Source organism: Arthrobacter sp. 05L417 (assembly GCF_056397865.1).
The window spans coordinates 36824-48449 of record NZ_JBFTOG010000007.1 but is presented as its reverse complement, the minus strand read 5'-3'; the positions used below and the strand labels follow the sequence as shown (position 1 = coordinate 48449).

The 11626-nt window shown below is 66.3% G+C and carries 10 protein-coding genes; 7 read left to right on the top strand and 3 right to left on the bottom strand.

Features of this window, described 5'->3' with window-relative positions:
- Positions 1–168 precede the first annotated feature (168 nt).
- The 5 genes from AC1DJW_RS08215 to AC1DJW_RS08195 all read left to right on the top strand — a co-directional run bounded on the left by AC1DJW_RS08215 (position 169) and on the right by AC1DJW_RS08195 (position 4415).
- A complete protein-coding gene (locus tag AC1DJW_RS08215; RefSeq protein WP_476901120.1) occupies positions 169–1254 on the top strand; it encodes a LolA family protein in 1086 nt (361 codons plus the stop codon).
- Positions 1251–2237, top strand: a complete 987-nt coding sequence (locus tag AC1DJW_RS08210; RefSeq protein ID WP_459340477.1) for an ABC transporter ATP-binding protein — start codon at positions 1251–1253, stop codon at positions 2235–2237. Before AC1DJW_RS08215 ends, AC1DJW_RS08210 begins: the two co-directional genes overlap by 4 nt.
- Positions 2238–2298: 61 nt before the next feature.
- Positions 2299–3099 (top strand): ABC transporter permease, encoded by an 801-nt coding sequence (locus AC1DJW_RS08205; RefSeq protein WP_476901119.1) that lies wholly within the window; start codon positions 2299–2301, stop codon positions 3097–3099.
- Between the two features lie 27 nt (positions 3100–3126).
- On the top strand, positions 3127–3747 hold the full coding sequence (locus AC1DJW_RS08200; protein WP_059389303.1) for an L-threonylcarbamoyladenylate synthase: 621 nt from the start codon (positions 3127–3129) through the stop codon (positions 3745–3747).
- A gap of 2 nt (positions 3748–3749) precedes the next feature.
- Positions 3750–4415 carry an alpha/beta hydrolase family protein gene (locus tag AC1DJW_RS08195; protein WP_390277604.1) on the top strand — a complete coding sequence of 222 codons (666 nt, stop codon included), beginning with the start codon at positions 3750–3752 and terminating at the stop codon, positions 4413–4415.
- A gap of 3 nt (positions 4416–4418) precedes the next feature.
- Here the strand turns inward: AC1DJW_RS08195 and AC1DJW_RS08190 are convergent, their stop codons facing one another.
- From AC1DJW_RS08190 to hrpB, 3 genes are all read right to left on the bottom strand, one after another.
- Complete coding sequence (locus AC1DJW_RS08190; protein WP_459340476.1) at positions 4419–6596, bottom strand: elongation factor G-like protein EF-G2; 2178 nt, start codon at positions 6594–6596, stop codon at positions 4419–4421.
- A gap of 113 nt (positions 6597–6709) precedes the next feature.
- On the bottom strand, positions 6710–7462 hold the full coding sequence (locus AC1DJW_RS08185; RefSeq protein ID WP_476901151.1) for a M50 family metallopeptidase: 753 nt from the start codon (positions 7460–7462) through the stop codon (positions 6710–6712).
- 69 nt (positions 7463–7531) lie between these two features.
- Positions 7532–10249 carry an ATP-dependent helicase HrpB gene (gene hrpB / locus AC1DJW_RS08180; protein ID WP_476901118.1) on the bottom strand — a complete coding sequence of 906 codons (2718 nt, stop codon included), beginning with the start codon at positions 10247–10249 and terminating at the stop codon, positions 7532–7534.
- 98 nt (positions 10250–10347) lie between these two features.
- On the opposite strand from hrpB, the gene AC1DJW_RS08175 reads away from it, so the two are divergent.
- Together AC1DJW_RS08175 and AC1DJW_RS08170 are read left to right on the top strand one after the other, a co-directional pair.
- A complete protein-coding gene (locus AC1DJW_RS08175; RefSeq protein ID WP_078108763.1) occupies positions 10348–10533 on the top strand; it encodes a hypothetical protein in 186 nt (61 codons plus the stop codon).
- Positions 10534–10739: 206 nt separating this feature from the next.
- Positions 10740–11567 (top strand): slipin family protein, encoded by an 828-nt coding sequence (locus tag AC1DJW_RS08170; RefSeq protein ID WP_284752733.1) that lies wholly within the window; start codon positions 10740–10742, stop codon positions 11565–11567.
- Positions 11568–11626 lie beyond the last annotated feature (59 nt).

Here is an 11626-nt window from a genome sequence, read left to right as displayed (position 1 = left end):
ACTCGCGGTTTTCGTGTGACCGGCGCCATGCGCTTACCGATGATCGGGAATCGAATCTCCGCGCTGCCCGGCACGGACAAGGAGGCCATGGGCACGTGATCACTCCGGGCACCAGGAGTAGTCTGGAACCATGAACTTCCCCGATGGTGGATGGTTCGCGAGGTTGCCATGACCCGCGCCTGGTTGCGTTGGTTGCCGGCCGCGCTGGTTCCGGCAGCCCTTGCTGCGGCGGCCCTGGCTGGTTCCTACCAGGCAGGAGCTGCGACGAGCCTGCCGCACAAAACCGCCGAGGAAGTCATCGCGATGATCGGCCGAGCCGACGTCCGTGCCTTGTCCGGGACCCTTCAACAAAGTTCCGATCTGGGACTCCCCCAGCTCCCCTCGGTCGGGCCAACGGCAACCCAAGGCCCCGCTTCGGTCATGGAGCTTTTGAGCGGTTCACACACGGCCCGGGTCTACATTGACGGTCCCGCCAAAGCCAGGTTCCAGGTGATGGACATGCTCGCCGAACGCGACCTCGTCCGCAATGGCAACGATCTCTGGCTCTACAACTCGGCCGACAACAGTGCGGCGCACATGACAATGCCCGCAGAGCCGGCGCGCGCAGCGGCGCCACACGCGACACCGACTCCTGGAGCAACCACGCCTGACGTCGTCGCGCAACACTTCCTCGCCGCCGTCGGGCCCACCACAGACGTGACCGTGGGCGACGGAACCACGGTGGCCGGCCGCACGGCGTACCCATTGGTGATCAAGCCGCGCAGTACCGGCACGCTCGTCGATTCCGTGACAATCGCCGTCGACTCCGCCTCGGGCTTGCCGCTCAGCGTCGATGTGCGGGCACGGGGCCAGGCCGCAGCGGCCTTTTCGCTCGCGTTCACTGACTTGAGCTTGTCGGCGCCCGACGCCGCCCTGTTCAGTTTCACTCCGCCCCGCGGTGCCGCCGTGGAAGAGAAAGCAAGCCCGCAGCCGCGCACCCTCCCCGGTAAGACCGGGCAGGCACCGCAGGCAAAGGCAACAGCGAGCCGGCCCACGATCACGGGCACCGGCTGGGACGCCGTGATGGGCCTGCCCGCGGGCACGATGACCCCTGATGTCCGCTCGGCTCCGATGTTGACCCAGCTCACCCAAGCGGTGCCGGGCGGCCGTGCGCTGACCACCAGCCTGGTAACTGTCTTGATGCTCGACGACGGCCGCGTCTTCGCGGGAATGGTGCCACTTGAGCGGTTGCAGGCCGCAGCCGCCGCGAAATGACGGAGGCATCCCCGCCGGCTGAACTGGCGATAGAGACGCAAGGCCTCAGCAAGCGCTTCGGCCACCGGGCCGCCGTCGACAGTGTCGACTTGGCGGTTCCCCGCGGTTCAGTTTTTGGTTTCCTTGGTCCAAACGGCTCCGGCAAGACCACGACCATCCGGTTGCTGCTTGGCTTGGCGGCCGCCACGAACGGCCGCATCCGGGTTCTTGGCGGCGAAATGCCGCGCGAGCTGGCGACGGTCCTGCCCAATGTGGGCTCGCTGGTGGAAGGCCCGGCCTTCTACCCTTTCCTGTCCGGGGCGGCCAACCTTCGGCGCTTGGACAGCGCCGACCTTCATGCCTCCCCGCGAACCAGGGCCGCAAGGGTGGATGAAGCGCTCGAGAGGGTGGGGTTGTCCCATGCCGCAGGCAAGAAGGTCCGGGCCTATTCCCTCGGGATGAAGCAACGCCTGGGGATTGCGCATGCCTTGCTGCGGCCGAGGGAACTGCTTGTCCTGGATGAACCTACCAACGGCCTGGATCCGCAAGGTACCCGGGAGGTTCGCAGCCTGGTCCGTTCCCTGGCGGCAGGAGGCACCACGGTGTTCGTTTCCAGCCATCTCCTCGCGGAAGTGGAACAGATGTGCACCCATGTGGGCGTCATGAGCGTCGGCAAACTCGTGGCGCAAGGAACCCTCCACGAACTGCGCGCCGCGGGAAAGGCCACGATCCGGGTCCACACGCCCGATATTGAGGCCGCTGTCCGTGTCCTCTCCAGGCTGGGCCTGCAGTCGGAGCTGTCTGCTCCGCCGCCCGGCTCATACGGGCCCGATGGCCAGAGCCTCGTCAGCACCGGTCCGCCGGGGCACGAGGTGGCTCCCGAGGAGATTGTGGCTGCCCTTGTGTCCGACGGCGTGCGGGTCCGGGGTTTCGGCGTGGAGAACGCCAGCCTGGAGGAGCGCTTCGTCTCCCTCACCGGAGAGGGTTTCGACATTGCCGGCTGAACGCGGAACCGAATCTTTACCCGGCCAGCCAGCGGCCAGGGCATCAAGCTCGTGGTCACTCATGGCCTCGGAGCTTTCGGTGCTGTTCAGGCGGCTGCGGACGTGGGCTATGCTCCTGGCCCTCGCGGCGATTCCCATCCTCATTGCCGCGGCGGTCAAGCTGAGCTCGCATCCCGTGGCGCCGGGCCGCGGCCCGCCTTTCCTGGACCGCATCACCCAAAACGGGCTTTTCGTCGGCGTGACGGCAATGATCGTCTCCGTGCCCTTGTTCCTTCCCCTCACGATCGGAGTGGTGGCAGGCGACACGATTGCCGGTGAAGCGAACCTGGGCACGCTCAGGTACTTGCTGGTCGCCCCGGCCGGTCGCGTCCGCCTCTTGTTGATCAAATACGGGGCCGCCGCGGTGTTCTGCCTCGCAGCGACCCTCACGGTGGCCGCCGCCGGTGCGCTGGCCGGTGTCGCGCTCTTCCCGGTGGGTCCCGTCACCCTGCTGTCGGGCGACACAATCGGCGTGGGCGAATCCGTGGTGCGTTCCCTGCTGATTGCCGCGTACATCGCGGTGTCGCTGTTGGGGCTGTCCGCCATCGGGCTGGCAATTTCCACCTTTACGGACGTGCCGGTCGGAGCCATGGCTGCAACCATCGTCTTGTCCGTGGTGTCGCAAGTGGCCGACAACCTGCCGCAACTTGAGTGGCTGCACCCGTGGCTGTTCAGCCACTACTGGCTGGGGTTTGCCGATCTCTTGCGCCAACCCATCTCGTGGACGAGCTTCGGCGACAACGCCCTCTTGCAGGCGGCTTACATCGTGGCGGCCGGCGCGTTGGCTTATGGCAAGTTCACGAGCAAGGATGTCCTGTCCTGAAGTACTGCCTGCCCGTAAGCTCGTGGCATGGCAAGATTCTTCGATGTCCACCCCCAGGACCCACAACCACGCGCAATTGCCCAGGTGGTGAATATCCTCCAGTCCGGCGGGCTCATCGCCTACCCCACCGATTCCTGCTACGCACTCGGGGCGCAAATCGGCAACAGGGAAGCCCTCGATCGGATCCGCTCAATCCGGCAGCTCGACAGCAAACACCATTTCACCTTGGTCTGCAAGGACTTCGCGCAGCTCGGGCAGTTCGTCATGATCGACAACGATGTGTTCCGAAGCATCAAGGCCGTCACCCCCGGAAGCTACACATTCATCTTGCCTGCAACGAAGGAAGTGCCGCGCCGGCTCCTGCACCCCAAGAAAAAGACCGTGGGCGTGCGGATTCCGGACCATAATTTTGTCCAGGCCCTGCTGGCCGAACTGGGCGAACCGCTCCTTTCCAGCACCTTGCTGCTCCCCGACGAGGAGGAGCCCTTGACCCAAGGCTGGGAAATCAAGGAACGCCTGGACAATCTGGTGGAAGCCGTGATCGATTCCGGGGACACCGGCGCGGAGCCGACAACCGTGGTGGACTTCTCGAGCGGCACGGCCGAAGTGGTCAGGCGCGGCACCGGCGATCCCTCCCGATTCGAGTGAGCATGAGCATCGCCGAATCCCGTGTCACGATCGACGTCGACGGCGCACCGATCTCCGGTATCTACGCAAGGCCGGACAAACCGGTCGCGACCCTTGTTCTCGCCCACGGGGCCGGGGCAGGCATGGAACACCCGTTCCTGGGCGGACTCGCGCAAGCGTTGAACGACGACGGCGTCGCGACTTTGCGCTTCAACTTCCCTTACCGGGAAGCCGGCAAGCGGTTCCCCGACCGGCCGCCTGCCGCGATCGCGGCATGGCGGGCCGTCATGGCGGAAGCGGCGTCCCGTTCGGAGGGCGAACCGCTGTGGGCGGCCGGCAAGTCCTTCGGTGGTCGCATGGCGTCGATGGCGGTGGCCGAAGGCATGCCCGCCGCGGGACTCGTCTACCTCGGCTACCCCCTACACCCGCCGGGAAAACCGGAGAAGCTCCGTGACGAGCACCTTTACGGGCTCACGCTGCCCATGCTCTTCCTGCAGGGCACCCGGGACACCTTCGCTACGCCCGAGCTGCTCGAAGACGTCGTGGCGCGGATTGGACCCTCTGCCATTATCGAGTGGTGGGAAGGCGGCGACCATTCCTTTGCACGTGTCGGGGTCAAGAAGAGCGCTGGGGAGGTGGGAGCCTCATTGGCGGCTCCGGTGTCAGCGTTCCTTCGAAAGAACGGCTGAGCCTCAGGCTTTCGCCGCGGCAACGGCGATGCCGGGAGGCAGCGGCTCATGCCGCAAGTACTCACGGCGGAACCGACCGCTTCCCGACGTCAGCCCCCGCAGCACGATCGCGTACCGCAGCAGTTCCTGTTCCGGGACTTCGGCGCTGATCTCGGTCCTCTCGCCGCCCACGGACGTCGTCCCGGTGACGCGCCCGCGGCGGGAGGACAGATCGCTCATGACCGCACCCACGTGATCGTCGGCCACAAGGACCGTCACGGCCGAAATCGGTTCAAGGAGTTGAATGCTGGCCGCCGCAGCGGCTTCCCGCAAGGCCAACGCGCCGGCCGCCTGGAAAGCCGCGTCCGATGAATCGACGCTGTGCGTCTTGCCGCCTACCAGGGTCACCCTGATGTCGACCACCGGGAAACCTGCCCGCACCCCCTTGCCCATCTGGGCCCGGACGCCTTTCTCGACCGACACAACGTACGTGCCGGGGATGACCCCACCAACGATCCTGTCGACGAACTCGAAGCCTCCGCCGCGTTCAAGTGGTTCCACTTCAATATCGCAAATCGCGTACTGTCCGTGGCCGCCGGATTGTTTGACATAGCGCCCGTGGCCGGCGGCCTGTGCGGCGAATGTTTCCCGGAGCGGCGTGATGACGTCCACGGTCTGCAGCTTCACCCCCTGTTCCCGCAAGCGGTCCAGGACTGCCTCCGAGTGGGCCTCGCCCATGCACCACAGGACCAGCTGGTGTGTCTCGGAGTTGCGCTCCACCCGAAGGGTAGGATCTCCTGCCGCGACCTTCGCAAGGCTCTTGGACAGCGCATCCTCATCTCCGTGCGAGGCCGCTTCGATCGCCACTGGCATCAGCGGTTCGGGCATGTCCCAGGTTTCCACGAGCAAGGGAGCCTCACGGGCGGAAACCGTGTCTCCCGTCTCGGCGCTCGCCACCTTCGCCAGCGCGCAAATGTCCCCGGCCACTGCAAACTGTACGGGCCGAAGGTTGGAGCCCAGCGGCGAGTAGAGATGAGTGATCCGCTCGTCGCTGTCGTGGTCGGGGTGGCCGCGTTCGGCCAGGCCGTGCCCGCCTACATGCACGGCGGAGTCCTCGCGAAGCGTCCCTGAGAAGACCCGGACCAAGCACACCCGTCCCAGGAACGGGTCAACGGTAGTCCGCACGACCTCGCCAAGGAGCGGACCGTCCGGATCGCAGGTCAGTGGTGCGACAGGTGTCCCTCCCAGGTCGGTTACCGTCGGGAGGCTTCCCTCGGTTGGAGACGGAAACGCCCTGGTCAGCACTTCCAGCAGTTCGGCCGTGCCGACCCCGGTCACCGAGGAGCTGGCCAGCACGGGAAAGAACGTCCCGCGGACGATCGCGGTCTCCAAGTCTTCCACGAGCGTGTCGATGGGGACCTCCTCGCCTCCGAGGTACCGGTCCATCAAGGTCTCGTCCTCGCTCTCGGAGATGATGCCCTCGATGAGTTCCCCCCGGACACCCTCCGCGCCGGCCAGTTCCTCCGCGGTCGCCGGACGGACAGCAGGTCTGGGCTCCCCGGAGGTGTACTCCGATACCGAGCCCGAAAGCAGCCCGAGCACTCCCGAGACGGCGTCACCCTTGCGGACAGGCAAGTGAAGGGGAAGGACGGAATCACCGAAGGCGGCCCGGCATTCGGCCAGGACAGCATCGTAGTTCGCCCGCGGATGGTCAAGCCGGCTGATGACGACTGCCCGAGGCATGCGAACGCGCTCGCATTCGCCCCAGAGGGCGGTGGTTCCGGCGTCGACGCCGTCAACTGCCGACACCACGAACAACGCCGCATCCGCGGCACGCAGCCCCGCGCGCAACTCTCCCATGAAATCGGCGTAGCCCGGGGTGTCAAGAAGGTTCACTTTGACGTCGTCGAAGACCAGCGGCGCCGCGGATAGCCCGATGGACCGCTGCTGGTGGATGGCCGTCGCTTCCGAGTCACTCACAGTGGTGCCATCCACGATCGAACCCATGCGGGACACAACGCCGGCAGCGTAAAGGAGCGATTCGAGCAGCATCGTCTTTCCCGCGCCCGAGCGGCCAATCAGGACGACGTTGCGGATATTCTCGGGCCGATCGGCCGGCACCGAAGAGGGGTCCGCGCGTCGAAGATCGGGGTTGGTCCGGTTCGACCCCTTCGTCGCACTGCCTGGGCCTTTCACCGACATGAGCACCTCCTGGGTTAGAAGCCGGATCCCCCGCGTCCTTTGCTAACCGATTCCACACCCTGGACCGGCGCACGGCAAGAGCAATCCATGCCGTCTGTGCCGAAACCGCAGGCTTAGGAGAGCATGACCCACACCAGGCGAACGGAAAAGGCCGCGCTCGCTGCAATGACAACGGCGAAAGCCACCAGCCACAGCAAGGACGGCACCCCGGTGGCACGGGCCAGGATGTAGGCGTCCGACGACGCAAGCCGGTCCCGGCGGCGGGTATGGACCGAAGCCACCTTGAACCAATCCCGCACGGCCCCCACCTCGAGGGCTATGCCGAGTCCCAGCACCACATGGCTCACCGTCGAGGCACTGGCGAACATGACAAGCAGCTGGGCAATCGCCGCGCTCAGGAGCGCCACGAAGATTCCGGTGAAGTTCCGCAGAAAAATCAGTGCGAGCAGCAACACAAGCGCGCCGATGGACATGGCCGCTCCCGAGCGCCCGGCCGACACGGACCAGATGAGCGCCACGCCTACCACCGCCGGACTCGGATAGCCCCAGAAACCGGACCAGGCCGCCCCGAACTTGCCGCGCCCGCTGCTCAGGAGCTGTCCTGAGTGGTCCAGCCCGATCCGGAGCCCGTGGACAACCCGACCCGTCATGAGGGCGGCGAAAGCGTGGCCCAGTTCATGCACAAACGTCACGTACAGGCCGAACCAGCGCCAGGTGGCCCGCGGGATGCTCAGCACGACGGCCGCAGCGAGGATGCCCAGCACAACAGGTGTCGCAAGGTTCGGGACCTCTTGCGTCGCGAATCCCCGCAGCACGGCTTGCCACCAGTCGTTGGCCAGGTCAGCGGGACGCAATTCCATGTTCATCACCGTGGCATCCTAAAGAACGAGCCTGTGAATGCCACCCAGATGGCTGGAACTGCCGACAAGCCGAAGTCACATCTTTCGCTTGGTCCTGGCCGTGGCGGGCGCTGTCCACGGGTCCTCGGGCCAGGGATGCTTCGGATAGCGGCCGCGCATTTCGGCACGGACCTGGGCATAGGGGCCGGACCAAAAGGAAGACAGGTCATCTGTCACGGCCAGCGGGCGCCTGGCCGGAGAAAGAAGATGGAACAGCACCGGCACCCGTCCGCCCACCAAACGGGGCGTCCCGGCCCAGCCGAAGCACTCCTGCAACTTCACGGCCACTACCGGCCGCCCGCCGTCGTCTGCCACGTCCGGATAGTCGATCCGCACCCGGGAGCCGCTCGGCACCTCAAGCCATTCCGGCACCAGCTCGCCGAGACGGGCCGCTTCCGGCCACGGTAAAAGCCGCCGCAACGGCTCTGCCAGGTCGATCCCGCTCGTAGCAGCGCCTCCTGCGAGGGCTTCGAGCTCCGGCGCCAGCCAATTGTCCAGCCGGGCCAGCAACGCCGGTTCGGAGACGTCCGGCCACGGATCGCCCAGTTCCCTGTGCAGCAAAGCCAGTCGCCGGCGCAAGGCATCGGCTACTGTCGACCATCCGATGGTCCCCAAGCCCTCTTTCGCCAGGGCACGGGCTACGGCAGCGCGCCCGTCGTCGATGGAGGGCCGTACAGGCGTCGACGAAAGCACGATCGCTCCCAGCCGCCGTTCCCGCCTGGCGGTGACACGTCCCTGCTTGAATTCGGCCTCCACCGTGTCGCGCAGGAGGTGGCTGGCGGCAGCTTCCGCCGCATCCGCCGCCAAGGGCGCGGCGGAACGGATGACTGCGCCGGTGCCTGCCGCATCCCGGCCCTCCGCACGGGACACTTCGGCCACGGCGAGCCACTCGTGCCCGGCGAGCGGACTGCCCGCCGGCAGTCCGGCACGTGTCCCGGACGTCAGCAGGTACCGTTCAGGGCCGGTGCCTGGAACGCGGCGCGCCACACGGTCCGGGAACGCGAGCGCGACGACGAACCCGAAGGCTTCGGCGGGACTCGCCAGTGAAGACAGGCTTGGCGGCGCGGCCAGGGAAGGCCCGACGCCGGGTCCCTCCTGGCGCGCGATCGCCTCCATGCGGCGGACATCCTCCGCCCAACGCCGGGCGGCAGGGTCCTTGCCTGCCCGGAGTGCGGCCAGGAGGCGCGTCAGGTCGGCTCCGGGAGCCCGCTGATCCCCTGCCACGAGGGCGACCGCCTCGGCAGCCGCGCGGTGCCCGACAGTGGCGGCACCATCCAGCAGTGCGCGGGCCAAACGTGGATCGGCGGGAATCCTGGCCAGGGTCTTTCCCACGTCCGTGGCAAGTCCGTCCGGGCTAATCGCGCCAAGCTCTCCCAATACCTCGATGGCGTCGTCCATCGCGCCTTGGGGCGGTGCGTCCGGAAGAGCCAGTCCCCGGCCACCCGGTGACCCCCAACAGGCCAGGACGAGCGCGGCGCCCGTCAGGTCCGCGGCCGCGATTTCCGGGGTGGGGTGCGCCGGTGCAGCGCCGTACGCTTTTTGCTCGTAGCAGCGGACCACCCGTCCAGGCCCTTGGCGCGCCGCGCGTCCGGCGCGCTGTTCGGCGGAGGCGCGGGAGCAGGAGACCGTCACGAGGCCGGACATGCCGCGGTTGGCGTCACGACGCAGCTCACGGGACAGTCCGGAGTCGATGACGAGCCGGACTCCCGGAACGGTCAGGGAGGATTCGGCCAGGGCAGTCGAGATGACAATCCGGGGAGGTCCGCCGGGCTCACGGCCGGAAACCGCCCGGTCTTGTTCCGCCGGGCTTGCCTGGCCGTGAAGCTCCAATACCTCGGCGTCCGGTAGCCTCGCAGCAAGGCGGGCGCGCAACCGGGAAGCGACGTAGGAGACTTCCCCCGCGCCCGGGACGAACACGAGGGCGTCAATATCCGGATCAGTTGCGAGCGTGTCCATGTACGACGCCGCGGCCGTGTCCGCCACATGGTCCAGGAAGGCTCGGGTTACGCCGCGTCCGTCCAGCCGTGGAGCGGACGTGGGCGCCCAGTCCACCTTCAAGGGATACAGGGCGGACGGACAGTCGACGACGGGTGCCGGCCCGCCGCCGTCGGACCTTTCGTCCGTACCTTCTCCGACGCTCCGACCAATCAGCGCGGCAAACCGTGGCGCGTCCAGGGTTGCCGACATCGCGACGAGAGTGAGGTCGTCCCGCAGCTCACGGACTTCAATAAGCATCCCGAGCAATAGGTCTGTCTCCAGGCCGCGTTCGTGAACCTCGTCCAGGATCACAGCGCCGGCAGTCTCAAGTCCCGGATCGGCGAGCAGGCGGCGCAGGAGGATTCCGGGAGTGACAAACTCGATGATGGTCCCGGGGCCCGCCTGGCTTTCTCCGCGGACCGTGTACCCGACGCGATCGCCGAGCCGGCTACCGTCCAGGGCCGCGAGGCGCCGTGCGGCAGAGCGCGCGGCGACCCGTCGTGGTTGGGTCACGATCACCCGGGGGCGCTCTGTCCCCGTGACGGCGTCGGCCGCGATGTTGGCGAACGTCATATTGGCAAGCAAGGGCGGGACGAGCGTCGTCTTGCCGGTCCCCGGAGGCGCTTGCACGACGGCGGCTCCCGCCGATCCTCCCGCCCTGAGGGCTTCGGCGAGTTCCCCCAGCGATTCTCCGAAGACCAGTCCCGCGCCAATCCGGTCCAGGTCGAAAGGGCGGTATGCGAGCGCGGCGTTCCGCGGAACGAGTGGGGATTTCACTCCTCCATTGTCCATATATGCGGATCCGACCCTGAAAGGTGGACTGCTTGCCGAATCGGGAGGACGATTAAAAGGCAGTTGCTAGAAGGAGGTCTGTGATGTGCTACGGCTACAACAAGGATTTCCGGCGGGACACCAGGAAAGATGCCTCACAGGAACCCGAGGAACGCCCTGAGCCCAAGGTGGACGCGAAGGACTTCATGTTCTGGGCCTTCCCACGCCGCCATCGTGAGTTCACGAACGATCCGGAGCCGGTTATCGACCGGACCCGCGAAAGGGTCTAAGCCACGAAATTGAAAGGAACGTCCCAGGGGCGTTCCTTTCATGTGTGGCCCTACAACTCCGCGAATCCAAGGTATTTACTGGAGATACAACGTAAGCGGGTTCGCCTGCCTCGCTGCGGAAAGTGGGCTCCCTTTTCCCTCCACTGCCACCGAAGGATCTCCGTCATGAACGCATCAGCACTACGCGATGAAGCCGGTGGGCGGCCATGACAGCGGACGCCATCACCTGGCTGATTGTCTTGATTGTCCTGCTGGTCATCTGGTTTGCGATGGCCGTCCACATTGTCACGCAGTATGAGCGCGGTGTCCTGTTGAGGCTTGGGAGGGTCCAGGGCCTCCGGACCCCGGGGCTTGTCCTCATCATCCCGTTCGTCGACCGGTTGAGGAAAGTCTCCCTGCGGATCGTCACCATGCCTATCCAGTCCCAGGGCATCATCACGCGGGACAACGTCAGCCTGGACATTTCCGCCGTCGCGTATTTTCGGGTGGTGGACGCCATCAAATCCGTCCTCGCCATCGAAAACGTCTACGCCGCAATAGACCAGATCGCGCAAACCACGCTGCGCAAGGTGGTGGGCCAGCACACGCTTGACGAAACGCTCGCGGAAACGGATGTCATCAATGCCAACATCCGCCAGATCCTGGATGGACTGACCTTGGAATGGGGCGTCGAAGTGACCCTCGTGGAACTCAAGGACATCCAACTGCCGGACAGCATGAAGCGCGCCATGGCCCGCCAGGCCGAGGCCGAGCGCGAGAAGCGCGCCAAGATCATCGCCGCCGAAGGCGAGTCCCTCGCCGCCGCAGCACTTGGCATGGCCTCTGACACCATGATGGCCCACCCTTTGGCGCTGCAGTTGCGCAACCTGCAGTCCATGGTGGAGATCGGCGTGGACAAGAACACTACCGTCGTCTTCCCCGCGCCCTTGATGAGCACCATCGGCGAACTCGGAGCATTCCTTGCCCGCGAAGCCGCCGCCGCGAAAGCCGCGCAACCGCCAAGGACCATGACGGGACGGACCATGGCGGGGTGAAACGGAACTGCGCCTATACTCGTTGAACCCGTCGTAAAGCCTGGGTACAGAGCGCACAA